The sequence below is a fragment of the Micromonospora sp. WMMD735 genome (genome assembly GCF_049178995.1).
GTDB classification, from domain to species: domain Bacteria; phylum Actinomycetota; class Actinomycetes; order Mycobacteriales; family Micromonosporaceae; genus Micromonospora; species Micromonospora wenchangensis.
On sequence record NZ_JBMHMJ010000002.1, the window covers coordinates 3,062,138 to 3,087,837 of the forward strand.

Genomic DNA, 25,700 nt, shown 5'->3' on the forward strand with positions numbered 1-25,700 from the left:
CCGCGTCCGCATCATGTGGGCCGACGTAGCGGCATTGGAACGGGCCGGACCCCGCATTATCGACCCACATGAGTCGATCAAGCGAACGGATCGATCATGTGGGTCGATCACGGTCAGCGGACGAGGCGGAACACCACCAGGGTGACGCAGTACGCGAGCGGCACCGCCAGGGCGCAGATGAAGAAGCCGAGCGGGGCGTAGCGGGGCGGGTCGGTGGTCGCCAGGGCCGGCCGCCCCCACCGGCCGAGGACCAGCCAACCGGCCACGAAGGAGATCAGCGGCAGCCCGGCGCAGGTCAGCGCGCCCAGGGTGACCCCGTCGACCACGCCGATGCCGTTGGCGACCACCAGCACCAGCATGACCAACGCCCCGACGGCGGCGCAGCCGGCGTAGACGGCGACCGCGCGGGCGGTCGGCGACCAGGTGGGCAGCAGAGCGGGCCGCTGGGCCAGTGCCTCGGCCTGCTGGCCCAGCCGGTCGACCTCGTCGACCAGCCGCCCGGTCTCCGCCAGCACCACCGCCGGGTCGCCGTCCATCCCGGGCCCGCCGGGACCCGTGTCCGACCCGGGGGCGGGCCCCGGCCCGGGAGCCAGCTCCGCAACGGCGGGCGGCCCGGAAGCCGGGTCGGCCACGGCAGGGAGACCGGCGGCTGCGGCAAGCTGGGCGAGGCGCTGTTCCTGGGCGGCCAGCCGCTGACCGAGCCGGGTCACCCCGGCGTGCAGGGTACGGCGGCGTTCCGCCTCGGCGACGGCGCCGCGCTCCCCCTCCCTGATCCGGGCGGAGAGCTGCCGGACGGCCGCCGCGTACTCGTCGTAGCGGGCCACTCAGTGCTCCTCGTCGGGGTGGTGTCCGGGGCGGACGAACGGCACGATCAGCGCGGTGCGCGGGACGTGCCGGTCGACGAGCAGGGCCCGGTTGGGGCGGGGGGTCCACACCAGGTCGGTCACCCCGAGGTGCAGCCCGAGGTCGTCGGCGGGCACGTTCAGCGCCACCAGGCAGGCCACGTCGTCGCGGTTCTGGCTGCCGCCGAGGTCGTCGGCGAGCCGGCGCAGGCCCCGCCACCAGCCGAGCAGGTGCACCCCGTGCCCCGGCCCCGCCCGCAGCAGCGCCCGCAGGTCGTCGTGGCCCGTGCGGTAGGTGTCGGGGTCGGCGGCGGCGAGCACCGCGTGGGCCGCGTCCACCCCGAAGACCACCAGGTACGTCCGGGCACGCTCCCCGGGGTCGGCGGCCAGTCCGGCGATGCGGGCGCGCAGCCCGGCCGCGTCGACCTGGGTCACCGGGTGCCCGGCTGCCTTCAGCCCGGCGGCCGTGTCGTCGGCCGCCTCGTCGGCGGCGGCCACCAGCACGGCCAGCACGAATTCGGCCTCCCCGGGCCGGTGCTGCCCGGCCAGGCTCAGCGCGGCGGCCCGCAGCACGTGCGCGCCGGTGGTCGAGGTGCCCACCACGGCCAGGTGCCGGCCCGGGGAGGCGTCGAGGTCGAACCGGGCGGTGCTGCCGGCCACGTCGACAGTCCGGCCCACCAGCACCGCCGGGCGGCGGGTGGCGGCAGGGGACGGCTCGTCCTCCAGGTGGGCGGTGGCGTACCCCCGGAAGACCTCGGGCGGGCCGGTGTCGTCGGGGCGGGCGTCCCACAGCTCGTAGCGCAGCCGGGCGAGCTGGCGGGCGTCGGCGTGCGCGTCGGGGAACCGCAGCAGGGTGTCCGCGCCGGCCGCCCCGGCGGCGGTGTTGACCAGCGCCGTGCCGATCCGGGTCGGGCCGGTGACGGTCGCCCGGGGGCCGAGCACCGCCTCACCGCCGGGCAACGCCACCCGCAACGCGAACTGCCCGAACAGCGACTCGGCCCGGCCGTACAGGGCTTCCACGCCGCTGGTGCTCTGGCTGGCCAGCACCAGGTGCACACCGTACGAGCGGCCCTTGCGGGCCAGCTCCTCCAGCAGGTCGACGGACTCCCGGGCCAGCCGGTCGTTGCCGGCGAACAGCACGTGGAACTCGTCGATCACGGCGACCGTGCGGGGCACCGGTTCGGTGTCCGGCAGGTCGGCGAGTTTGCTCACCCCGTGCCGCTTGAACAGCCCGGCCCGCCGGCCCAGCTCCCGGCGCAGTTCGCGGAGCACGGCCAGGCCGTACTCCCGGTCGGACTCGACGCCGACGGCCCGCGCGTGCGGCAGGAACGACGGGTCCCGGTCGGTGGGGACGAACTCGGTGAAGCTCACCCCCTCCTTGAAGTCGAGCAGCCACAGGTGCAGCTCGGCCGGGGAGTAGCGGGCCGCCAGGCCGTACAGCACGTCGAGCAGGAAGACCGTCTTGCCCGCGCCGGTGCGGCCACCGACCAGCCAGTGCGGCGTCGCGTCGTCGAAGGCCAGACTGACCGGGGTACGCCCGCAGCGGCCGACCACCGTCGTCAGGCCGCCCCGGGCGGAGCCGGTCCAGCGTCGCTCGGGCAGCAGGTCGGCCAGGTGCAGGGCGGTGTCCCGGCGTACCTGGGCGCCCAGCCGGTCGGCCAGCGCCTGGACGGCCGCGGCGGGCGGGTCACCGTCGAGCAGCACCGGCACGGGCAGGCCGGTGCCGTCGGCGCTGAACGGGTACCCCGGCGGGTCGCCGACCCGGGCGTACCGTTCGTCGAGACGTACCTCGGTGGTGCCGCCCAGCGTGGGTGGGGCCTGGCCGGGCGTGGTCACCGCGCGCCCGGCGAACAGCACGCACACCCCGGCGGACGGCCCGGCGTGGGTGAGCGCGGCGAGCCGGGCCAGCTCGCGCGGGCCGGGCGCGGACGCGGCCACCACCAGCAGCAGTTCGGCCTCCCCCGCGCGGGCGTGCGCCTCGGCGGCGTCCAGCAGCGCGCCGATCTCGACCTCGGTGGTGGCGACGCCGCCGAGCACCCCGGCGTCGCGCAGCGGACGCAGCGGGATGAAGGTGGCCCCCCAGGCGGCCGGGTCGATGCCGACCACCCGGACGCTGCCCGGGGCGGCCGTGGTGAGCAGCCGCAGCACCAGCACCCGCAGCAGCACCGCCACCCGGGGATCGCGGGCGTCGCCGTCGACCGCCAGGTGCCGGCCGGCGCCCAGCGGCAGCAGCAGCGGAAACCGGCCGTCCGCCGTGGACGCCTCGCCGATACGCACCGCCGCCGGCCCGTCGTCGGAGGGCGTCGCGCGGAGACCACGGGCCGGACCGCCCGGCGATACGACGACGTGCCCCGGCGGCGGACCACCGGGCACCCCGCCGGAGGGCGGGCCGGCGGCGACGGTCGGGTCGGCCCGGTCGGTGCTGCCGGGCAGCGGGGCGGCCAGCGCGTCGGCCAGCCGGGCCAGCCGGGCCACCACATCGGCGGTGCGCTCCGGGACGGGCTGCCCGGCCAGCCGGTCCAGCAGGGCACGGGCCACCGTCCACCGCTGCCGGGCCTGCCGGTGCGCGGCGACCGCCTGCCCGTACGCCGATGCGAGCCTGCCCACCCACTGCTCCCCACCCACGTGCGGACGAATCGAGGGAACCCTAGCGCCCCGGCGGGTCGGGACGCACGACCCGCCCACGGGTCAGCCGGGCCGGCAGCCCGGGTCCGGCCCGCTGTCGGCCGCCCCACAGTGGAACACCTCGACCGGTTCGGCGGCCACGTCCGGCACCCGCGCCACCCGCAGCAACGCCAGCCGCTTGGCGACCGGCTCGCCCGAGTCGGGCGCGTACCGGATCACCCCGGCGACCCCCGGGTAGCCGGCGGCGGCGTTCTGCCGCAGCACCTCGGCGTGCACGCCGACCGGGTTGACCGAGCGGGGCTCCCAGCGCCGGCCGGTGTCGGCGTGGCGCAGCCGGGCGGCGAGGCTCTCCAGCGCCCGCACCATCATCATCGCCGCGTCGTAGGCGAGGCTGACCCGCTCACCGACGGGTGCGCCGGCACCGTCGCGGCAGCGCGGCGGGTCGAGCAGGTCGTCGGCACCGACCCAGGTCAGGAAGCTGCCCCGGGCGTCGTCCCGGGCGGCCTGCGCGGCCCGCAGCGCGGCACAGGTGGCCAGCGCCGCCTTCGACACGTACGTCACCGGCAGGTTGCCCGGAGCGCTGACCCGCAGCCCCGGGTTGGCCATGTAGCGGTTGACCGAGTCGTCGGCGACGAGGTGCCGGGGCGGGTCGTTGCCACACTCCTTCAACGCCCGCAGGAACCCGTCGAACTCCGACCAGCGCCCGGCGAACACCAGCACCCCCCGGTAGCCGCACTCGGCGGTCAACCGACGCCCGGTACTCCACCCGTCGAGCCGGGTGAGCCGGCTGCCGAACCGCTGGCGCAGCCCGTCGACCAGGGTACCGACGTAGAGGTCCTCGGCGAGTGAGCTGTCCTCGCCGGTGGTGTAGTAGGCGTGCGCCTCGGTCACCCGCAGCACCTGCCGGGCGTACGTCTCGATCATCGCGGCCTGCGCCGAGTTCGGCGCGGAGACCTGCAGGTAGAGGCTGGAGTTCCCGTCCATCCGGTCGGCCGACAGGGTGGGGGCGAGCACCGGCAGGCCGACCCGGTTGAGTTCCCGCAACGCTGCGGCGGTGCTGGTGCGGCTCTCCACCAGCCCGACCACCCCGAGCACGGTCGGGTCGTCGTGGGCCAACTGTTCCAGCATCGCCACCGCCGGCCCGGCGTGGCGCATCTGCCGGCCCCCGTTGGCGACCACCACGTGCAGCAGGGCCGCCCCGTCGGCCGCCGCGGACTCCTTGAGCAGGGCGTACTGGGCGGTGGCCAGGCCCTCCAGTTCCTCGCGTTCGGAGACGTAGGACTCCTCGTCGACCCGGGTCCGGTTGCCGGTGAGGGTGCCCAGGTAGACCAGGGTGAGGTAGGGCCGGCGCTGGTCGCTGCGCCGCCACACCTGTTCGGCGGCCCGGTTCTGCGCGAAGATCCGCCGCTGCACCGCACGTAGCCGCTCCTGGCCGGGTTCGCTGTTGAACACCTGCGCGGCGGTGTCGCTGTAGCCGACGCACTCCTCGGCGAGCACCTGCACCCGCACCTGGCCGGTCGGCGTCGGATGGCAGTCCAGCGCCCACCGGCTGTCCGCCCACACGAGCGTCCCGGCCAGCAGGACCACGGCCACCGCCGCCGGCAGGAACCGCCGTGCCCACCACGGCGGGTCGGGGGCGACCAGCGTGGGCGGGACGACCCCCGGTGGCGGGGTGGCGTCCTCGTCGTCGGGGCGCAGCGCCACCAGCCAGGCGGCGGCGCGGCGCAGCCGTCGGGTCTCGGGCAACGCCTCGGCCCACTCGTCGTAGGCGTCGTCCGCCTCGCGCAGCGGTCGGGTGCCGGGCAGTTCGGGCGGCGGCGCGGTGGCCAGGGCCACCACCAGCAGCGGGTCGTTGCGGCCGGTCTCGTTGCGCACGTCGGTGAGCAGCCGGACCAGGGTGTGCCCGACGCCGTCGACCTCCACGCCGTCGAGCAGCAGCACCGGGTACGCGGTGCGCCGCCAGTCCCCGGGCCGCCACACCCGTCGCCGGTACGCCTGCCGCAGATCCTCCAGGAACGCGTGCAGCAGCAGCTTGTCCACCTGGGCGGGTTGTTCGCCGTCGCGCCAGCCGGCGGTGAGCCGTTCGGCGAACCCGAGGAAGGTCACCGACTGGCGGGGGGCCAGGTACTGCTGCCGCATGAACCACCGGTAGTGGCCGCCGACGCCCGGCACCCGGCCGGAGACGGCGATCCGGAACACCGCGCTGGGCACCGCCCGACGCAGCAGCCAGAGCAGCACCTGCAGCGCCGTGCCGACCCCCGACTCCCCGCTGACCTGCGGCTCCTCGACGGGACGGCGGCCCCGCCAGTCGCGCAGCCGGCGGACCAGGGTGGCCCGGCCGCTGTCGGCGGCGTCGACGCCCACGTCGAGGGTCTGCTGCATCAGCCAGTCGGCCAGCGGGTGGTGGCGGAACCGCAGCCGGGCCGTCCCGAACGCCTCCAGCGACAACTGCCTGTGCAGTTCCCGCAGCACCGCCGGGACGTCGGCGAGGTCGGGGCGGGCGGCCAGGTCGAGCACGGCGTGCGGGACCCGACGCCCCGCGCCCCGCCCGACGGAGCGGCGCAACAGGGCCCCCGGGTCGCCGCCGGTGGCGGCCCGGACCAGCCAGAGCACCGGCAGCCGGCGGTCGCCCCGACGCGGGCGGCGCAGCAGGCGGGTGAGCAGGGCGAGCAGTTCGGTGCCGCCGACCGGGTTGCCGTCCACGGTGGGTGGCCGGGGCAGCGGCGGGGTCACCGGTTCACGCATACGGGCACCTCCGCCGCCGACAGGGAACCAGGAAGGGCTCCCATTGTCGACGACGGAGGCAACCGAGGGTGTCCGGTGGGCTGCTGCCGGTCACCCGGCCGGGCGGGTCAGCGCAGCGCGGCGGTCAGCGTCGGCAGGTAGCCGTACCGGTAGCCGTCGGCGTTCGGGTGGTACGCCTCGATGACGCCGCTGACGTCGCGGATCCACGGGGCGGCGGCGCAGACGCCGTGCCCGGTGAAGAACGGGCGGGCGTCGGCGAAGGTGGCCCCGGCCGCGGCGGCCCGGGCGGCGGTGACCGTGGCGAGCACGTCGGCGGCCTCGTTGAGGATGGTCCGCTTGTAGCTGCTCATCGCGAGCACGCCGCAGGAGCCGGTCTCGAAGAGCCGGGGGTAGCCGAGCACCACCAGCCGGGCGTTCGGGGCCCGGTCGCGGATCGCGGTGTAGGTGGCGTCGAGCCGGCCGGGCAGCGTCGAGGTGGCGAAGCTCTTGGCCTTGTCGACCGCGGCGGTGCAGGTCGCCGTGCTGCCGAACCGGCAGCTGGTGATGACGTCGGCGAAGCCGGCGTCGTTGCCGCCGATGGTGATGGTGACCAGGGTGGTGGTGGCGCTCAGCGAGCCGACCTGCTTGTTGATCACATCGGCGGTCACCGCGCCGCCGCAGGCGGGGAAGGCGAAGCTGGTCACCGCGTTGGCGGCGGCCCACAGCGGGGCGTACGACTTCTGGCTGCGCAGGCAGGTGGACAGGTCGTACGGGCCGGCGCCGACACCGGAGGAGTACGAGTCGCCCAACGCGACGTAGTGGACGGTGGCGGCCTGGGCGGCGGTCGGGACGAGCAGGGCACCGGTGACGGTGGCGAGGACGGCGGCCAGGGCGGTGACGGCCCGGACCAGGGCGCGGCGCGGCAGGGCGCGGTGGGGCATGACGGATCCTCCAGGGGCAGCAACGGGGGAAGCCTCTGGACCGCGCGCGTGGCCAGGGGGGTGAGGCGTTGTTACTAGTCGGTAATGCTAGCGAAACATCGACGGGATGAGAACAGTCGATCCCTGCCATCCGGGGCGCACGTTTCCACCGCCGTCGATTAGGTTGTCGGTGCGAACACCCCGATGGAGGGAGTCCACCCCGTGCGACGTGTTTTCACGGCGGCCATCGCCGCCCTGACCGTCACCACCGCCGGCACCCTGGTGACCGGTGCCCCCGGCCAGGCCGACGCCCGACCGGGCAAGAGCCGGTCGGTCGCGGTCTCGGCCGCCCCGAAACCCGGTAGCCCCGGCCTCGGCGACCCCTACTTCCCCGACTACGGCAACGGCGGCTACGACGTCGACCACTACGACGTGAGGCTGCGTTACGAGCCGGCCACCGACCGGCTCAGCGGCACCACCACCATCCTGGCCACGGCCACCCAGGAGCTCTCCCGGTTCAACCTCGACTTCCTGCTCGACGTGGAGTCGGTGCGGGTCAACGGGTGGACCGCCCGGTTCGCCCGGGAGGGCGACCACGAGCTGGTGGTGACCGCGCCGCGTGGCCTCACCACCGGTCAGGCGATGACCGTCGTGGTCACCTACGCCGGTGTGCCGTCGGAGACCCTGGTCAACGGCTACTCCGGGTGGACCCGCACCGCCGACGGCGCGCTCGCCGTCAACGAGCCCGAGTCGGCCTGGTGGTGGTTCCCCTCCAACGACCACCCGCTGGACAAGGCCACCTGGGACGTCTCGGTGTCGGTGCCCGACGGCGTCGAGGTGATCAGCAACGGCGTGCAGCCCCGGCCCCCGCTGGCCGAGGCCGGCAACCGGATGCGGTGGGGCTGGCGCAGCACCAGGCCCGGTGCCACCTACCTGGCGTTCCTGGCGATCGGCCAGTACGACATCGTCACCGACACCGCCCCGAACGGGCAGCCGGTGATCAACGCCTACAGCACCACCCTGGGCGACCGGAAGCCGGCCGCCCGGGCCAGCATCGAACGCACCGCCGAGATCGTCGACTGGGCCGGCGGCATCTTCGGGCCGTACCCGTTCGAGGCGCAGGGGGGCGTGGCCGCGCCGATCGACAGCCTCGGCTTCGCCCTGGAGACCCAGACCCGCCCGGTGTACGGGCCCGGCTTCTGGCGACGCGGCAGCAACGCGTACGTGGTGGTGCACGAGAACGCCCACCAGTGGTTCGGCGACTCGGTCTCGGTGGCGAACTGGAGCAACATCTGGCTGAACGAGGGCTTCGCCTCGTACGCCGAGTGGCTCTGGTCGGAGGCGCAGGGTGAGGGCACCGCGCAGGAACTGTTCGACTTCACCTACGCCGACTACCCGGCCGACGACCCGTTCTGGCAGGTGCTGCCGGGCAACCCGGGCGCCGGCGCGGTGTTCGACGGCGCGGTCTACGACCGGGGCGCGATGGCGCTGCACCAGCTCCGGCTGGCCGTCGGCGACGACGCCTTCTTCCGCATCCTGCCCGCCTGGACCGCCGCCCACCGGTACGGCAACGGCACCATCGCCGAGTTCCAGGCCCTCGCCGAGCAGATCTCCGGCCTCGACCTGGACCCGGTCTTCACCACCTGGCTGTTCACCCCCGGCCGGCCGGCTCCGGCCACCGCCACCCGCACCACGACCGCACCGGCCCAGCCGAAGTCGTGGACCCAGATCCGGGCGGCGCACCAGTTGCTGGCGCGCTGACCGACCCCGGTTCGGGCTGCCCGCCCCCGGCACCGGCGCGGGCAGCCCGGACCGGCCCGCGACCGTGACCTTCCGGCACCCGGGCCGGTCCCGGCGCGGTTTCGGCCCGAGGTCGGGTCTGGTCCGCTCGGGGTCTGGCCGCCGGGTCCGGGGCCGGATCTGGGCTGGTCGGGGCCGGGTCCGGTCGAGCCGGCTCTGGTCGGTGCCGATCGGGGCGGCGGCGGGCCGGGCAACGATGGTTCCGGAGAGCGGTATGCCTGACAGGCATAGTTATGCCTGTCAGGCATACCGCTCTCCGTGGTGAACGGACCGGCAGGAGGGCGGGGGTCAGCCGGCGGGGGTCAGCGGGCGGCGAGGGGCTGGCGGGCCGGATCGACCGGAGCCGGCAGGTCACCCACCCCACCCAGGTAGGAGTGGATCGCCGCGGCGGCGGCCCGCCCCTCGGCGATCGCCCAGACGATCAGCGACGCCCCCCGGTGCATGTCCCCGGCGACGAAGACGCCGTCGGCGTCGGTCTGCCAGTCGGGGCGGGCGTCGACCGCGCCCCGGGCGTTGCGGGTCACCCCGAACTGGGCCAGCAGCGGCTGCTCCTCGGTGCCCTCGAAGCCGATGGCCAGCAGCACCAGGTCGGCCGGGAGCTCCCGCTCGGAGCCGGGCAGCGCGGTGACGATCCGTCGACCGTCGCGCCGCTCCACCGTCACCTCGGCGATCCGGACGCCCTTGACCTGGCCGGTCCCGTCGTCCACGAACTCCTGCACGGCCACCGCGAAGACCCGCTCGCCGCCCTCCTCGTGCGCCGGGTAGTTGCGCAGCACCCACGGCCAGGTCGGCCACGGGTCCCGCTCGGCGTCGCGGCCGTGCGGCGGCTCGGGGTAGAGGTCGAGCTGGTGGACGCCGGCCGCACCCTGCCGGTGGGCCACGCCCAGGCAGTCGGCGGCGGTGTCGCCGCCACCGATGATCACCACGTGCTTGCCGGCCGCGTCGATCGGCGTACCGTCGGGCAGCACCGCCGGGGCGGGCCGGCCGTCCCCGGCCGCCGCCACCACCCGGTTCGCCGCGACCAGGTGGGTCATCGCCTGGTGGACGCCGCGCAGCGGCCGACCTGGCGTCTCCGGGGTGTCCCGCCCTTGGAGCGCGCCACACGCCAGCAGCACCGCGTCGTGCCGGGCCCGCAGCTCCTCGGCGGTCACGTCGACGCCGACGTTCACCCCGGTGCGGAACTGCACCCCCTCGGCGGCGAGCTGGGCCAGCCGCCTGTCGATGTGCTGCTTCTCCAGCTTGAAGTCGGGGATGCCGTAGCGGAGCAGACCGCCGATCGCGTCGTCCCGCTCGTACACGGTGACGGCGTGACCGGCGCGGGCGAGTTGCTGGGCGGCGGCGAGCCCGGCGGGCCCGGAGCCGACCACGGCGACCGACCGCCCGGTCGACGCCGGCACCGGGCGGGGGTTCAGTCCGCCCCGGGCCACCGCCGCGTCGGCGATCTCCACCTCGACCTGCTTGATGGTGACCGGCTGCTGCCCGCCCAGGCCCAGCACGCAGGCCGCCTCGCACGGAGCCGGGCAGAGCCGGCCGGTGAACTCGGGGAAGTTGTTGGTGGCGTGCAACGACTCGACCGCCAAGTCCCAACTGCCGGTGCGGACCAGGTCGTTCCAGTCCGGGATGCGGTTGCCCAGCGGACAGCCGTCGTGGCAGAACGGGATGCCGCAGTCCATGCACCTGGTGGCCTGCTCGCGGATCAGTTCCTCCCCGGCGGGCGGGTAGACCTCCCGCCAGTCGGTGATCCGCACCGCCACCGGTCGACGGGCCGGCAGCCGCCGTTCGTAGCGCAGGAAACCGTTCGGGTCAGGCACGAGCCACCTCCTGGGCGACCACCCGCGGGACGGGCGGCACCGACGCGGTCAGCGCAGACATGACCGCGTCGTCGACGTCGCGGCCGGCGGCTTCGGCGGCCTTCATGATCTCCATCACCCGGCGGTAGTCCCTCGGGACCACGGCCGTGAACTCCTGAACCGCCTCCGGCCAGCGCTTGAGCAGTTCCGCGCCGACCGCCGAGTCGGTCTCGGCGACGTGCCGCTGCACCAGGTCGTGCAGCAGCTCCCGCTCGGCGTCACGCAGCGGGGACAGGTCGACCAGCTCCGTGTTGACCCGCCCGGTGTCGAGCCGGTGCACGTACGCCGTACCGCCGGACATGCCGGCGGCGAAGTTGCGGCCGGTCTCGCCGAGCACCACCACCGTGCCACCGGTCATGTACTCGCAGCCGTGGTCACCGACGCCCTCGACGACGGTCACCGCGCCGGAGTTGCGGACCGCGAACCGCTCCCCCACCCGGCCGCGCAGGAACAACTCGCCGCCGGTGGCCCCGTACAGGATGGTGTTGCCGGCGATGATCTGGTCCTCGGCGCGCTGCCCGGTGGCGGCCTCGGGATCGACGAACGGCGCGGCGGCGTCCGGGCGGACCACGATCCGGCCGCCGGAGAGCCCCTTGCCGACGTAGTCGTTGGCGTCGCCGTGCAGTCGCAGGGTCACCCCACGCGGCAGGAACGCGCCGAAGGACTGCCCGGCGGTGCCACGCAGCACGAACTCGACGGTGTCGTCGGGCAGGCCCGCGCCGCCGTGCCGGCGGGTCACCTCGCCGCCGAGCATCGCGCCGACGCTGCGGTGCTCGTTGCGCACCGCCACCTCCACCCGGACCGGGCTGCCGTCGCGCAACGCCGGCTCGGCCAGCGCGATCAGCTCGTTGTCCAGGGCCTGCTCCAGGCCGTGGTCCTGGGCGCGGATGCCCCGCCGGGCGGCACCCTCCGGCAGCTCCGGAGTGTGCAGCACGCGGGTCAGGTCGAGGCCGTGGCCCTTCCAGTGGTCGATCGCCGGTACGACGTCGAGCACCTCGGTCTGCCCGATCGCCTCTTCGATGCTGCGGAAGCCCAGCTCTGCCAGGTAGCCCCGGACCTCCTCGGCGAGGAAGAGGAAGAAGTTCTCCACGAACTCCGGCCGGCCGGTGAAACGCTCGCGCAGCACCGGGTTCTGGGTGGCGATGCCGACCGGGCAGGTGTCGAGGTGGCAGACCCGCATCATCACGCAGCCCTCGACGATCAGCGGGGCGGTGGCGAAGCCGAACTCCTCCGCGCCGAGCAGCGCCGCGACCAGCACGTCCCGGCCGGTCTTGAGCTGCCCGTCGACCTGCACGGTGACCCGGTCGCGCAGCTTGTTGAGCAGCAGCGTCTGCTGTGCCTCGGCCAGGCCCAGCTCCCAGGGGGTGCCGGCGTGCTTGAGCGAGTTGAGCGGGGACGCGCCGGTGCCGCCGTCGTGCCCGGAGATCAGGATGACGTCGGCCTTGAGCTTGGCGACCCCGGCCGCCACGGTGCCCACGCCGACCTCGCTGACCAGCTTGACGTGCACCCGGGCGGCCGGGTTGACGCACTTGAGATCGTGCACGAGCTGGGCGAGGTCCTCGATGGAGTAGATGTCGTGGTGCGGCGGCGGGGAGATCAGGCCGACGCCGGGGGTGGCGTGCCGGGTGCGGGCGATCCACGGCCACACCTTGTTGCCGGGCAGCTGCCCACCCTCGCCGGGCTTCGCGCCCTGCGCCATCTTGATCTGGAGGTCGTCGGCGTTGACCAGGTATTCGCTGGTCACCCCGAAGCGTCCGCTGGCGATCTGCTTGACCGCCGAGCGACGGGCCGGGTCGTGCAGCCGGTCGACGTCCTCGCCGCCCTCGCCGGTGTTGGACTTGCCGCCGAGGCGGTTCATCGCGATGGCGAGGGTCTCGTGCGCCTCCGCCGAGATCGACCCGTACGACATGGCGCCGGTGGCGAACCGCTTGACGATCTCGGTGGCCGGCTCGACCTCCTCGATCGGCACCGCCGGGCGCAGCCCGGTGCGCAGGGTGAACAGCCCGCGCAGCGAACCGGCCTGCGCGGCCAGTTCGTCGACCTTGGCGGTGTACTGGCGGAACACGTCGTACTGCCGGCTGCGGGTGGCGTGCTGGAGCAGGAAGACCGTCTCCGGGTTGAACAGGTGCAGCTCACCCTCGCGCCGCCACTGGTACTCGCCACCCACCTCCAGCCGGGCGGAACCGGCGGTGCCGGGCGTCGGCCATGCCTGCCCGTGCCGGGCGGCGACCTCGGTGTGGATCTCGGCCAGTCCGATCCCGCCAATGGTGCTGGGGGTGCCCCGGAAATACCTGTCGACCAGGCGGGTGTCCAGGCCGACGGCCTCGAAGACCTGCGCGCCGCAGTACGACGACACCGTCGAGATGCCCATCTTCGACATGATCTTGAGGACGCCCTTGCCGAGCGCCTTGACGTAGTTGCGGACCGCCTTGGCCGGCTCCACCCCGACCAGCGCCCCGGTGGCGATCATGTCCTCCACCGACTCGAAGGCCAGGTAGGGGTTGACCGCCGCCGCGCCGTACCCGATGAGCACCGCCGCGTGGTGCACCTCGCGGCAGTCACCGGACTCCACGACCAGCGCGACCTGGGTCCGGGTCTGCTCCCGCACCAGGTGCTGGTGCACCGCCGCGGTCAACAGCAACGACGGGATCGGCGCCAGGTCGGCGTTGGAGTCCCGGTCCGACAGCACCAGGATGCGGACGCCGTCCTCGATCGCCTCGGAGACGTGCCGGCAGATCTCGGTCAGCCGGGCCTTGATGCCGGCCCCGCCGTCACGGAGGCGGTAGAGCCCGGAGACCCGGACCGCCTTGAAGCCGGGCAGGTCGCCGTCCTCGTCGACGGAGAGGATCTTCGCCAGCTCGTCGTTGTCGATCACCGGGTAGGGCAGCACGATCTGCCGGCAGCTCGCCGCACCCGGGTCCAGCAGGTTGCCCTCCGGGCCGATGGTCGACGCCAGGCTGGTCACCAACTCCTCCCGGATCGCGTCCAGCGGCGGGTTGGTGACCTGGGCGAAAAGCTGGTGGAAGTAGTCGTAGAGCAGCCGGGGCCGGGTCGACAGCGGCGCGATCGGGGTGTCGGTGCCCATCGAGCCCAGTGGCTCCGCCCCGGTACGGGCCATCGGGGCGAGCAGGATCTTCAGCTCCTCCTCGGTGTAGCCGAAGGTCTGCTGCCGGCGGCGCACCGAGTCGTGGGTGTAGACCACGTGCTCCCGGGCGGGCAGGTCACCGAGGTCGATCAGGCCGGCGTGCAGCCACTCGTCGTACGGCTGGGCGGCGGCCAGCTCGGTCTTGATCTCGTCGTCCGAGACGATCCGGCCGTTGACCGTGTCGACCAGGAACATCCGGCCCGGCTGGAGGCGACCCTTGGCGACCACCGTGGCCGGGTCGAGGTCGAGCACGCCCGCCTCGCTGCCCAGCACCACCAGCCCGTCGGCCGTCCGCCACCAGCGACCCGGCCGCAGGCCGTTGCGGTCCAGCACCGCCCCGACGATCTCACCGTCGGTGAAGGCGACCGACGCCGGCCCGTCCCACGGCTCCATCAGGCTGGCGTGGAACCGGTAGAACGCGCGCTTGTCCGGGCGCATCGCCGGGTCGTTCTCCCAGGCCTCCGGGATCATCATCAGCACCGCGTGCGGCAGGCTCCGGCCGGCCAGGTGCAGCAGCTCCAGCACCTCGTCGAAGTTGGCCGAGTCGGAGGCGGCCGGGGTGCAGACCGGGAACACCCGGCGGATGTTGCCGGGCAGGTGCGGGCTGCGCAGCAGCGCCTCACGGGCCTGCATCCAGTTCCGGTTGCCGCGGATCGTGTTGATCTCGCCGTTGTGCGCGATGAACCGGTACGGGTGGGCCAGCGGCCAGGACGGGAAGGTGTTGGTGGAGAACCGGGAGTGCACCAGCGCGATCGCGCTGTCGACCCGCTCGTCGGTCAACTCCGGGAAGTACTCCGGCAGCTGGTCGGGGGTGAGCATGCCCTTCCAGGTCATCGTCCGCGCCGACAGCGACGGGAAGTAGGCGGTCACCCCCCGCTCGGCGGTCTCCCGCTCGGCCTGCTTGCGCACGCAGAACGCCACCCGGTCCAGGTCGATGCCGGACAGCGGGGAGCCGGCCGGGCCGGCCGGGGTGTCGGTGAGCCGGTGCGCGGCCAGGAAGAGCTGCCGGATGCGGGGCATCGCCGCCAGCGCGGTCTCGCCCAGCCCGCTCGGGTCGGTCGGCACGTCGCGCCAGCCGAGCACCTCGGCACCCTCGACGAGGGCGTACTTCTCCACCACCTGACGGGCGCGGGCCTCGCCGCCGTCGTCGTCGGGCAGGAAGACCAGGCCGGTGGCGTACTGGCCGGCCGGGGGCAGCGGGAAGTCCACCACCGCGCGCAGGAACGCGTCCGGCACCTGGATCATGATGCCCGCGCCGTCGCCGGTGTTCTGCTCGGCGCCCCGGGCGCCACGATGGTCGAGCCGGCAGAGCGCGCCGAGGCCGTTCGCCACCACCGCGTGGGAGCGCCGCCCGTAGAGGTCGGCCACGAAGGCCACCCCGCACGCGTCGTGCTCGTGCGCCGGGTCGTACAGACCGGTCGCGGAAGGGACCGGCTGCGGGCTGTGCGGGTACGGAAGGGCCACCGGGTCTCCTGTCGTCACTCAGGTTGTTTCATGGTCGGGACGACGTCGGCCCTGGGCGGTCTGTTGAGTCTACGTTAGGGCGACCCGGGCAGGGCCAGTGCGGATTGATCACACCTTCCAGACTCTGGGACGTGTAGTCTCGCGCGGTGGATCCTGCGCACCGCGACCTGTTCGACCGGTTGGAACGCTTCTACGACGCGGTGCCCCGGGACGCCGCCCGCGCCGAGGAACACGGCGGTCTGGTGCTGTTCGCGCGGGAAGGGGCCGGTTGGCCGTTCTATGCCCGTCCCCGCCTCGACGCCGACACCCCACCGTCGCTGGCCGACCTGCACACCGTCCGGGAACGGCAGCGGGAGCTGGGCCTGCCCGAGGCGTTCGAGTGGGTGCACGAGACCACCCCGGACCTGCTCGCCACCGCCCGGGCCGCCGGCCTGAGCGTGCTGGAGGCCCCGCTGATGGTCCTCGACCCGCAGGCCGACCCGCCCGAGGCGGCGACGCTGACCGACGTACCGGTGCGGGTGCTGGACCCGGACGCGCCCGGCTTCGCGCTCGACGTGGCGGCCCGGCGCGCGGTCGCCGCGGTCGGGTTCTCCGCCGCCGGCACCGTCCCCGGCGACGCCGGCCCGGCCGAACGGGACGCCGCGATGACCGAACTGGACGTGGCCGCGCTGGACGAGGAGCGGGCCGCGATCGCCGCCGGCCGCCGGCTGTCGGCGGTCGCCGGGACGCCGCAGGACGGGGTGCTGGCCAGCGGGATGGCGATGCGGGTCGACGACGTCGCCGAGATCGCCGGAGTGGCCACCCTGCCGGCCGCCCGCCGCCGGGGGCTCGCCGCCGCGGTCACCGCCACCCTGGCCCGCACCCTGCGCGCCGCCGGCACCGACCTGGTCTTCCTCTCCGCCGGCAGCGAGGACGTCGCCCGGGTGTACCTACGCGTCGGCTTCCGCCGCATCGGCACCGCCTGCATAGCCGAACCCACCGCCCTCATCTGACCCCACCCCGGCACCGCCCCCACCCGGCGCTGCCCCCCGGTGATCAAGAGGTTTGCGGGTTGATCAAGAGGTTTGCGCCACCCCGCCCGCTCACCGTGACGCAAACCTCTTGATCACCGGCCGAAGGCGGCCACCGCCCGAAGGGCGGCGGGGGGCGCGGCGGGGGCGCGGGGGGGGGAGGGGGTCAGGGGGTGGGGGTCAGGGGGTGGGGGTCAGGGGGTGGGGGTCAGGGGGTGGGGGTCAGGGGGTGGGGGTCAGGGGGTGGGGGTCAGGGGGTGGGGGTCAGGGGGTGGGGGTCAGGGGGTGGGGGTCAGGGGGTGGGGGTCAGGGGGTGGGGGTCAGGGGGTGGGGGTCAGGGGGTGGGGGTCAGGGGGTGGGGGGACGCCAGGTGGCGGCGGTGGCGGCGGCGCCGGAGAGCAGGCGGGGCGTGATCGTGCCGAGGGCCGCGTCACGGGCGCGCAGGGCCAGCCGACCCCGGGTCTGGAGCACCGCCGACATCCGCCGGGTCTGCCGGACCACGGTGGCCGTGCGGGGCCGCCGCACCCGGTCGTACGCCAGCACCGCGTCGGGGAGCCGGGACTCGCGCAGCAACGACGACAGGGTGGCCGCGTCCTCGAACGCCAGGCAGGCGCCCTGCCCGAGGTGCGGTGGCATGGCGTGGGCGGCGTCACCGAGCAGCACCACCCCGCCCGGCCCGGCCGGGAAGCCGTACGCCCGGGGCAGCGGGCGCAGCTCCCGGATCTCCTGCTGCACCAGGTCGGCGGGTTCGGTGGCGGCCAGCAGCTCACCGATCGGCGCGGGCCAGCCGGCGTACCAGCGTTGCAGCAGGGCGAGCTGGGTCTGCGGGGGCTCCGGCCGGGGCGCACCGGCGGCGGTGGCCACCCAGTAGACGCCACCCCGGCGGGACGCCCCGGAGGAGCCGCGCTCCCCCAGCGAGGCGGCCACGAACCGGTAGCCGGCGCCCAGCACCTCACCCCCGACCGGCTGGTCGGCCGGCACGGGGGCCCGGTACCAGGGGATCACCGCCCGCCAGGAGGCACAGCCGGAGCTGACCACGGTGGCCTCGGGGGCGAGCTGGCGGCGCAGCACGCTGTCCGTGCCGTCGGCGGCGACGACCAGGTCCGCCTCGACGAACTGGCCGTTCCACCCCACCCCGGGCCGCTCGGCGGCATCGGCCCGGACGTGGTCCACGGCGACCCCGGTACGCAGCTCGACCCGGTCACCGAGGCCGGCGATCAGCGCGTCGTGCAGATCCTCCCGGTGCACCACCACCGGCATCCGGTCGGCCGGGGTGGGTCGGGGCTGCACCAGCCAGTGGCCGTCGGGGCGGCGGATACCGCCGTCGGGCAGCGGGGTCGCGATGGCGTCCAGGCCGGCACCGACGCCGAGCACCTGCAACGCGCGTACCCCGTTGGGCCACAGCACCACGGCGGTGGGTTCGGGGCGCACCCGGTCGGCCCGTTCCAGCAGGGTGACCCGCCACCCGGAGCGGGCCAGCGCGCCGGCCACCGCCAGACCGCCGAGGCCCGCGCCGACCACCACCGCGCTGCGCACGCCGCGCCCGCTCAGCTGTCCCGGTCGGTGGACCGGCCGGCGGCACCGGCGGACCGGTCGGCTCCGGCGGGCCCGTCGCCGCTGTCGGCCCCGGAAGGCCGGTCGTCGGCGTCGGTGTCGGTGGTCCGGTCGTCGGTGTCACCGTCCTGCGGCCCGGTTGACCGGTCGTCGGCTGCCGGCGCGCCCGGTGCGTCGGGCAGCACCCCGCGTTCCCGGTACGCGGTGAACTGTTCCTCGTCGACCACGCGGTACCCGGCCGGGGTGGCCGTCGGAGCCCCCTTCCCGGTGGCGGAGAGGTCGACCTGGGAGACGTCGCCACCGTCCCCGGCGGGTCCGGAGGCGGGGGTGGGGACCGGGATCAGGTACTCGCGGGGCCCCCGTACCCGCAGGAAGTAGATCAACGCGCCGACGAAGACCAACCCGGCGGTCCACACGTTGAGCCGCAGGCCGAGGATGCGGTTCGCCTCGTCGGTGCGCATCAGCTCGATCCAGAACCGGCCGGCGGTGTAGCCCATCACGTAGAGCGCGAAGGCCCGGCCACGCCCGAACCTGAACCGCCGGTCCAGGGCGAACACCAGGCCGGCGACGCCGAGGTTCCACAGCGCCTCGTAGGCGAACGTCGGATGGTAGAGGCCGGGTTCCAGGATGGGCTGGTTGGCGTCGTCGCGCAGTGCGTGCCCGGGGTTGTCCGGGTCCATCCGGTGGATCTCCAGGCCCCACGGCAGGGTGGTCCGCCCGCCGTACAGCTCGTTGTTGAACCAGTTGCCGAGCCGGCCCACCGCCTGGGCCAGCGGCAGGCCGGGGGCCAGGGCGTCGGCCACCACCGTCAGCGGGATGCCGAGCTGCCGGGCGGCGATCCACGCGCCGACCGCGCCACCGGCCACGGCCCCCCAGATGCCGAGACCGCCCTCCCAGATGGCGAACGCCTTCCACGGGTCGCCGCCGGTGCCGAAGTACTTCTCGGGTGAGGTGACGACGTGGTAGATCCGGGCGCCGATGATGCCGGTCGGGACCGCCCACACCGCGATGTCGAGCACCGCGCCGGGCGCGACGCCCCGCTGGCGCAGCCGATGCTCGGTCACCAGGCAGGCGATCACGATGCCGGCGACGATGCAGAGGGCGTACGCCCGCAGCGGGACCGGCCCGAGCTGCCAGACGGCGGTGGTCGGGCTGGGCAGCGCCGCCAGGGGCGTCATCGAGACGAGGGTCACGGGGGAACAGGCTACCGCTGCGGACGCCCGCCGTGGCACCCCGGTCCGGTCGGGCCCCCGCCCAGCCGGCCCCGCCACGTCCGGCCCGGTGATCCGCGTGCGTCGTCGCGGCCCACGGCACGCCGGTGCGCCGCCGTCGGGAGAGCGGTCGGCACGCCGGTGCGATCGTGCGGCGTCGGGGCGGGCGGGTCAGCGGGCCGGGTTGCGGACGCCCTCGGCGAGTTCGGCGGAGAGGGCACGCAGGGCGGCCAGTCCCGCGTCGAGGTCCGGCGCGTCCAGCAGCCGGCGGATCAGCGCGCTGCCCACGATCACCCCGTCGGCGTACCCGGCGACGGTGGCCGCCTGCGCACCGGTGCCGACGCCGAGCCCCACCCCGACGGGCAGCTCGCTGGCCTCCCGCACCCGGGAGACCAGCACCGGTGCGGCGTCGGAGGTCTGCGACCGGGCCCCGGTGACCCCCATGATGGCGGTGGCGTAGACGAAGCCCCGGCAGTGCTCGACGGTCATCCGCAGCCGGGCGTCGGTCGACGACGGGGAGACCAGGAACGTCCGGTCCAGGCCGTACGCGTCCGAGGCGGCCAGCCACTCGCCGGCCTCCTCGGGGATCAGGTCCGGGGTGATCAGGCCGGTGCCCCCGGCGGCGGCCAGGTCCCGGGCGAACGCGTCCACCCCGTACTGCTCGATCGGGTTCCAGTAGGTCATGGTGACCACCGGGGCGCCGGTGGCCGCGACCGCCTCGATGATGCGCAGCGTGTCGGCGGTGCGGACGCCACCGGCCAGGGCGATGTCGCTGGCCTTCTGGATCACCGGACCGTCCATCACCGGATCGGAGTAGGGGATCTCCACCTCGATGACGTCCACCCCGGCCTCGACCATCGCGGTCATCGCGGCGATGCTGCCGTCGACGGTGGGGAACCCGGCCGGCATGCAGCCGACCAGGACGGCCCGCCCGTCGGCGCGGGCCTTGTCGAAGGCCACCCCGATCCGGCTCACGGTCTCACTGCTCCTTGTCGAGGATGCCGAAGTATTCACCGGCGGTGTGCACGTCCTTGTCGCCCCGACCGGAGAGGTTGACCACCAGGACCGGTTCCCGGCCCAGTTCGGCGGCGAGCTGCGGGGCGATCTGCACCGCGCCGGCCAGGGCGTGCGCGCTCTCGATCGCCGGGATGATCCCCTCGGTACGGCAGAGCAGCTCGAACGCGGCCATCGCCTCGGCGTCGGTCACCGGCCGGTAGCGGGCCCGGCCGGTGTCGTGCAGCCAGGCGTGCTCCGGGCCGACCCCGGGGTAGTCCAGGCCGGCGGAGATGGAGTGCGACTCGATGGTCTGGCCGTCGGCGTTCTGCAGCACGTAGGTGCGGGTGCCGTGCAGCACCCCGGAGGTGCCGCCGGTGATGCTGGCCGCGTGCCGGCCGGTCTCCACGCCCTCGCCGCCGGCCTCGAAGCCGTACAGCCGCACGTCGGTGTCGGGGACGAACGCGTGGAAGATGCCCAGCGCGTTGGAGCCGCCGCCGACGCAGGCCAGCACCGCGTCGGGCAGCGCGCCGGTCAGGTCGATGCACTGCCGGCGGGCCTCGTCGCCGATGCCGCGCACGAAGTCCCGCACCAGCTCCGGGAACGGGTGCGGCCCGGCGGCGGTGCCGATCAGGTAGTGGGTGTCGTCGACGTTGGCGACCCAGTCCCGCATCGCCTCGTTCATCGCGTCCTTGAGGGTGCGCGAGCCGGTGGTCACCGGGATCACGGTGGCCCCCAGCATCCGCATCCGGGCCACGTTGAGCGCCTGCCGCTCGGTGTCCACCTCGCCCATGTAGACCACGCACTCGAGGTCGAACAGGGCGGCGGCGGTGGCGGTGGCCACCCCGTGCTGGCCGGCGCCGGTCTCGGCGATCACCCGGCGCTTGCCCATCCGCCGGGTGAGCAGCGCCTGGCCCAGCACGTTGCGCACCTTGTGCGCGCCGGTGTGGTTGAGGTCCTCCCGCTTGAGCAGCACCCGGGCGCCGACCTTGGCGGAGAACCGCTCGGCGGGGTAGAGCAGCGAGGGGGTGCCGGCGTAGTCGCGCAGCAGGGCGTCGAACTCGGCGCGGAACTCCTCGTCGGTCATCGCCTTGCGGTACGCGGCGTCCAGCTCGTCGAGCGCCGCGACCAGCGCCTCGGGGACGAACCGGCCGCCGAAGCGGCCGAAGTGGCCGGCGGAGTCGGGGAACCGCTCGGCCGCTTCCCCGGCGCTCATGCCGTCGCTCCCCGGCCGGTCGCGCGTCGACGCACCGTCGCGTCGCCGGTGACGAATCGCTCGCTCATCGCGATGTCCTCTCGCTGCGCGGATCTGCCCGTCGGGTCAGCGCGCCGGGCGGGGCGTGGCCGGGTGGTTCCCGGCGTTGACCAGCTCGGCGACCGCCTCGCGGGGGCTCTTCTGGGTGACCAGCCCCTCGCCCACCAGGACGGCGTCGGCGCCGGCCGAGGCGTACCGGATCAGGTCGTGCGGCCCCCGCACCCCCGACTCGGCGATCTTGACGACGCTGCTGGGCAGGCCGGGGGCGATCCGCTCGAACACCGACCGGTCGACCTCCAGGGTACGCAGGTCACGGGCGTTGACCCCGATCACCTGCGCGCCGGCCTCCAGGGCCCGGTCGGCCTCCTCCTCGGTGTGCACCTCGACCAGCGCGCACATGCCCAGCGACTCGATCCGCTCCAGCAGCCCGACCAGGGCGTTCTGCTCCAGCGCGGCGACGATCAGCAGCACCAGGTCGGCGCCGTGCGCGCGCGCCTCGTGCACCTGGTAGCTGGAGACCACGAAGTCCTTGCGCAGGACCGGCACCTGCACGGCGGCCCGGACGGCCGCCAGGTCGTCGAGGGAACCACCGAACCAGCGCCCCTCGGTCAGCACACTGATCGCCCGGGCGCCGCCGGAGGCGTACTCGCCGGCCAGCTCGGCCGGATCGGCGATCTCGGCCAGCCGTCCCCGGCTCGGCGAGGAACGCTTCACCTCGGCGATCACGGCCACGCCGGGCTTGCGCAGGGCCGCGTACGCGTCCAGCGGTGGCGGCGCGGCGGCGGCAAGTTCGCGCAGCCGCTCCAGCGGAAGCTGCTCCTGCCGCCGGGCCACGTCCTCGCGGACGCCGGCCAGGATCTCGTCGAGCACGCTTGCGGACGCCGCCGAACCGGCCCCGTCCCCCTCTGCGTGCGCATGCTCAGCAGTCACCAACGGACTCCCCTCTCCGGGTGTCATGGGCCGATGCTAGGGGGCGCCACCTGGCGACAGACGCCGGGGGTATGGCGCTCCTCACGAGATGGGCTGTGGCATGATGCCGGACCTCCGGTGAACGGAATGTCACGCAGCGCCACCGGGCCCGTCGGTGGGTGTCATCGACACCCGTCGTCCGAGCCACCCCGGACCATCGATCGATGCCCATACGCTATGAGATCACGTCCGGGCCCGGCGCGCAGCTCGACCGGTCCGGCCCGACGGCTGTGACCAAGCTCAAGGGTGGCCCTGCGACGCAGGTGGGGGCCGTTGACCGGGCCGTCACCCGGGCGAAACGTGAGCCCGGCAGCATCGGTGTCGGGCAGACTCGACGATGCGCCTGCCCACCATCGGATCTCATCGTGCGGGGTGACCTATGAGCACTGCGGGGCCGAACGCCGGCATCGGACTCACCACCATCTCCCGGACCGTCGCCGCGCTGGCCGTCGAGGTGGTGCACACCGTCGAACGCGTCGTGGTGGGCGAGGGCCGGGTGCGTACCGCGCGGGGCAACGCCTGGGAGGCGGTCTGCGCCGACCGGGCCCGCGCCGACCAGCGTGCCGCCCTGGACCGCCTGGTCGCCGAGCTGGCCGCCGGCCGGGCCGCGACCCGGGACCGGCAGGCCGCCCGCGCGCCGCAGCCGGTCAGCTGACCGTCGGGTCCTCACCCCGGTCGAGCGCGTCCCACGCCTCCCGGTTGCCACCCTCGGCGATCGACCGGCCACCCGGCCGGGCCGGCCCGTCGGAGCGGACCGTCCGCTCGTAACGCGCGCCCATCGCCGGCCAGGCCGCGCCGCGCCGCGCGGTGAGCAGCCCTCCGCCGGCCGCCACCAGTCCGCCGAGCAGGCAGAGCGCCGGCCACTGCCGGTGCACCTCGACGCCGTCGGTGGCGACCAGCCCGTAACCGCCCCCGGCGGCCACCGCCAGGCCGAGCAGGGCGACCAGGCCACCCAGCAGTCGCCGGAGCAGCCCCCGGGTGGCCAGCACCGCGCCGCCGCCGGCCAACGCGACGAGCGTCAACGCCGACAGCCACGGCAGCAGGTCCGCCCCGGACCGCTCCTGCCGGCTCGGCGGCAGCGTCCCCCGGGCGAGCACCTCCACCGACCAGGTCCGGGTCGCCGCCCAGGCCGCCAGACCAGCGCCGGCCAGACAGAGCAGCACCGCGTACGTCAGCTCGCGCCGACCGGTCGACGGGCCGTCGGCCGCCGTCGTCGCGGTGGCCCGGGTGCCGCTCACCGCGCCGGTCGCAGGGTCTCGGCGGCGGCGATGGCGGCCAGCACGGCGGCGGCCTTGTTCCGGGTCTCCTGGTCCTCGGCGGCCGGATCGGAATCGGCCACCACCCCCGCCCCGGCCTGCACGTACGCCCGGCCGTCGCGGATCAGCGCGGTCCGGATCGCGATCGCCATGTCGAGGTCGCCGCCGAACCCGAAGTAGCCCACGGTGCCGCCGTAGAGGCCCCGGCGCACCGGCTCCAACCCTTCGATGATCTCCATGGCCCGCACCTTCGGCGCCCCGGACAGGGTGCCGGCGGGGAAGGTGGCGGCCAGCGCGTCGAACGCCGTCCGGTCCTCGCGCAGGGTGCCCACCACCGTGGAGACGATGTGCATCACGTGGCTGTAGCGCTCGATGGTGGCGAACTCCGGCACCTGCACGGTGCCCGGCCGGCACACCCGGCCCAGGTCGTTGCGGCCCAGGTCGACCAGCATCACGTGCTCGGCGCGTTCCTTCGGGTCGGCCAGCAGTTCGGTGGCGAGCCGGGCGTCGGCCACCGGGGTGGCCCCGCGCGGCCGGGTCCCGGCGATCGGGTGCAGCATCGCCCGGCGCTGCCCGTCGGTGTCGGTATTGACCTTGAGGTGCGCCTCCGGGGACGAGCCGACGATGTCGAACCCGTCGAAGCGGAGCAGGTACATGTACGGGCTCGGGTTGGTCGTGCGCAGCACCCGGTAGACGTCCAGCGGGTCGGCGTCGGTGGCCCGCTCGAACCGCTGGGCCAGCACGATCTGGAAGCACTCGCCGGCCCGGATCGCCTCCTTCGCCGCCTCGACCGCCTTCGGGTACCCGCCGTGCGGGGTCCGGCTGACCACGTCACCGGCCGGTGGCCGGCCCACCGTCGAGATCATGGGCGGAATCGGTCGGGACAGCGCGGTGGTCATCGCGTCGAGCCGTCCCACCGCGTGGTGGTAGGCGGCGGTGACCCGCTCGGCCCGGTCCGGGTCATCCAGCGGCGGCAGCACCGCGTTGGCGACCAGGATCGCCGACCCGTCGTAGTGGTCCAGCACCACCAGGTCGGTGGCGAGCATCATGCCCAGCTCCGGCAGGCCGAGGTCGTCCTCGGTCAGCTCGGGCAGCCGCTCGAACCGGCGGATCAGGTCGTACCCCAGGTAGCCCACCATGCCGCCGGTCAGCGGCGGCAGGCCGGCGGCCGGGTCGGGCGTCCCACCGGCGAGCGCCGCGACGGTCTCCCGCAGCACGTGCACCGGGTCGCCGGAGACCGGTACGCCGGCCGGCGGGGTGCCGGTCCACTGCGCGACGCCGTCCCGTTCGACCAAAGTGGCGCTGCTGCGCACCCCGATGAACGAGTAGCGCGACCAGGCCATGCCGGCCGAGCCGACGCCCTGCTCGGCGGACTCCAGCAGGAAGGTGCCCGGCCCACCGGCCAGCTTGCGGTAGACCCCCACCGGGGTCTCCGCGTCGGCCAGCAACCGCCGGGTCACCGGCACCACCCGCCACCGGGCCGCCGCCTCGACGAAGCCCGCCAGGTCCGGGCTGAGCGCTCCGTCGGTCACGGTCGGACCCCCTGCACCACCGGGAGTTCGGTGAAGAAGCAGGTGCGCTCGCCGGTGTGGCAGGCCGCGCCGACCTGGTCCACGCCGACCAGCAGCGCGTCGCCGTCGCAGTCCAGCGCCACCGAGCGGACGTACTGGTGGTGGCCGGAGGTGGCGCCCTTGACCCAGTACTCCTGCCGGCTGCGCGACCAGTAGGTGGCCCGGCCGGTGGTGAGGGTGCGGTGCAGCGCCTCGTCGTCCATCCAGGCGACCATCAGCACCTCGCCGGTGTCGTGCTGGCGCACGACCGCGGCGACCAGGCCGTCCGGGGTGCGGCGCAGCCGGGCGGCGACGGCCGGGTCGAGACGGGAGGGGCGGACCGCGCCACCGGGTCCGCCGTCGCGGGGGGAAGAGTCAGGTACGGGCACAGTTACCGATTGTCCCGCACGCGGCGCGGGCACCTGCGGGCCGTCCCCGACCACCCGGGACAGCTGGGCGACGTACCGCTCCAGCCGGCCGTCGCACAGGGCACGGGCGAGGTCCGGGCCGGCGGTCTCGGCGACCCGTTCGG

The 25,700-nt window shown here is 74.8% G+C and carries 17 protein-coding genes; 3 read left to right on the top strand and 14 right to left on the bottom strand.

Going from position 1 to position 25,700, the window contains the following annotated elements:
* Window positions 1-113: 113 nt before the first annotated feature.
* The 4 genes from ACN268_RS12810 to ACN268_RS12825 all read right to left on the bottom strand — a co-directional run bounded on the left by ACN268_RS12810 (window position 114) and on the right by ACN268_RS12825 (window position 7,117).
* Window positions 114-824 (bottom strand): hypothetical protein, encoded by a 711-nt coding sequence (locus tag ACN268_RS12810; protein WP_421483405.1) that lies wholly within the window; start codon window positions 822-824, stop codon window positions 114-116.
* Window positions 825-3,449, bottom strand: a complete 2,625-nt coding sequence (locus ACN268_RS12815) for an FtsK/SpoIIIE domain-containing protein (protein ID WP_421483406.1) — start codon at window positions 3,447-3,449, stop codon at window positions 825-827.
* 81 nt (window positions 3,450-3,530) lie between these two features.
* A complete protein-coding gene (locus ACN268_RS12820) occupies window positions 3,531-6,212 on the bottom strand; it encodes a hypothetical protein (protein WP_421483407.1) in 2,682 nt (893 codons plus the stop codon).
* A 107-nt stretch (window positions 6,213-6,319) separates the two neighbouring features.
* Window positions 6,320-7,117 carry an SGNH/GDSL hydrolase family protein gene (locus ACN268_RS12825; protein WP_421486874.1) on the bottom strand — a complete coding sequence of 266 codons (798 nt, stop codon included), beginning with the start codon at window positions 7,115-7,117 and terminating at the stop codon, window positions 6,320-6,322.
* Between the two features lie 216 nt (window positions 7,118-7,333).
* Between ACN268_RS12825 and ACN268_RS12830 the strand changes: the two genes are divergently transcribed.
* A complete protein-coding gene (locus ACN268_RS12830; RefSeq protein ID WP_421483409.1) occupies window positions 7,334-8,872 on the top strand; it encodes a M1 family metallopeptidase in 1,539 nt (512 codons plus the stop codon).
* Between the two features lie 341 nt (window positions 8,873-9,213).
* Here ACN268_RS12830 and ACN268_RS12835 read toward each other — a convergent pair whose 3' ends face one another.
* Both ACN268_RS12835 and gltB read right to left on the bottom strand, forming a co-directional pair.
* Window positions 9,214-10,722 (bottom strand): glutamate synthase subunit beta, encoded by a 1,509-nt coding sequence (locus tag ACN268_RS12835; protein WP_421483410.1) that lies wholly within the window; start codon window positions 10,720-10,722, stop codon window positions 9,214-9,216.
* The gene (gltB, locus tag ACN268_RS12840; protein ID WP_421483411.1) at window positions 10,715-15,370 is read right to left on the bottom strand and encodes a glutamate synthase large subunit; all 4,656 of its coding nucleotides are present in this window, start codon (window positions 15,368-15,370) and stop codon (window positions 10,715-10,717) included. The genes ACN268_RS12835 and gltB overlap by 8 nt, the downstream gene beginning before the upstream one ends.
* A 146-nt stretch (window positions 15,371-15,516) precedes the next feature.
* On the opposite strand from gltB, the gene ACN268_RS12845 reads away from it, so the two are divergent.
* Complete coding sequence (locus ACN268_RS12845; protein ID WP_421483412.1) at window positions 15,517-16,362, top strand: GNAT family N-acetyltransferase; 846 nt, start codon at window positions 15,517-15,519, stop codon at window positions 16,360-16,362.
* Between the two features lie 366 nt (window positions 16,363-16,728).
* On the opposite strand, the gene ACN268_RS12850 is transcribed toward ACN268_RS12845, so the two are convergent.
* The 5 genes from ACN268_RS12850 to trpC all read right to left on the bottom strand — a co-directional run bounded on the left by ACN268_RS12850 (window position 16,729) and on the right by trpC (window position 22,263).
* Window positions 16,729-17,916 carry an FAD-dependent oxidoreductase gene (locus ACN268_RS12850; RefSeq protein ID WP_421483413.1) on the bottom strand — a complete coding sequence of 396 codons (1,188 nt, stop codon included), beginning with the start codon at window positions 17,914-17,916 and terminating at the stop codon, window positions 16,729-16,731.
* Between the two features lie 11 nt (window positions 17,917-17,927).
* A complete protein-coding gene (gene lgt / locus ACN268_RS12855; protein WP_421483414.1) occupies window positions 17,928-19,127 on the bottom strand; it encodes a prolipoprotein diacylglyceryl transferase in 1,200 nt (399 codons plus the stop codon).
* Between the two features lie 189 nt (window positions 19,128-19,316).
* Window positions 19,317-20,120 carry a tryptophan synthase subunit alpha gene (gene trpA / locus ACN268_RS12860; RefSeq protein ID WP_421483415.1) on the bottom strand — a complete coding sequence of 268 codons (804 nt, stop codon included), beginning with the start codon at window positions 20,118-20,120 and terminating at the stop codon, window positions 19,317-19,319.
* 4 nt (window positions 20,121-20,124) lie between these two features.
* Window positions 20,125-21,354 (bottom strand): tryptophan synthase subunit beta, encoded by a 1,230-nt coding sequence (gene trpB, locus ACN268_RS12865; RefSeq protein ID WP_421483416.1) that lies wholly within the window; start codon window positions 21,352-21,354, stop codon window positions 20,125-20,127.
* A gap of 105 nt (window positions 21,355-21,459) precedes the next feature.
* Entirely contained in the window at window positions 21,460-22,263 is an 804-nt protein-coding gene (trpC, locus tag ACN268_RS12870) for an indole-3-glycerol phosphate synthase TrpC (protein WP_176738808.1), read from the bottom strand.
* Between the two features lie 478 nt (window positions 22,264-22,741).
* On the opposite strand from trpC, the gene ACN268_RS12875 reads away from it, so the two are divergent.
* Window positions 22,742-23,017, top strand: coding sequence for a hypothetical protein (locus ACN268_RS12875; protein ID WP_421483417.1), 276 nt, complete (start codon window positions 22,742-22,744; stop codon window positions 23,015-23,017).
* Here the strand turns inward: ACN268_RS12875 and ACN268_RS12880 are convergent.
* Genes ACN268_RS12880 through hisI form a run of 3 tightly spaced genes read right to left on the bottom strand, consistent with a single transcriptional unit; the run spans window position 23,010 to window position 25,590 of the window.
* Window positions 23,010-23,600 carry a Trp biosynthesis-associated membrane protein gene (locus ACN268_RS12880; protein WP_421483418.1) on the bottom strand — a complete coding sequence of 197 codons (591 nt, stop codon included), beginning with the start codon at window positions 23,598-23,600 and terminating at the stop codon, window positions 23,010-23,012. The two genes, ACN268_RS12875 and ACN268_RS12880, sit on opposite strands and share 8 nt — an antisense overlap.
* On the bottom strand, window positions 23,597-25,150 hold the full coding sequence (locus ACN268_RS12885) for an anthranilate synthase component I (RefSeq protein ID WP_421483419.1): 1,554 nt from the start codon (window positions 25,148-25,150) through the stop codon (window positions 23,597-23,599). Before ACN268_RS12885 ends, ACN268_RS12880 begins: the two co-directional genes overlap by 4 nt.
* On the bottom strand, window positions 25,147-25,590 hold the full coding sequence (gene hisI, locus ACN268_RS12890; protein WP_421486875.1) for a phosphoribosyl-AMP cyclohydrolase: 444 nt from the start codon (window positions 25,588-25,590) through the stop codon (window positions 25,147-25,149). The genes ACN268_RS12885 and hisI overlap by 4 nt, the downstream gene beginning before the upstream one ends.
* Between the last annotated feature and the right edge of the window lie 110 nt (window positions 25,591-25,700).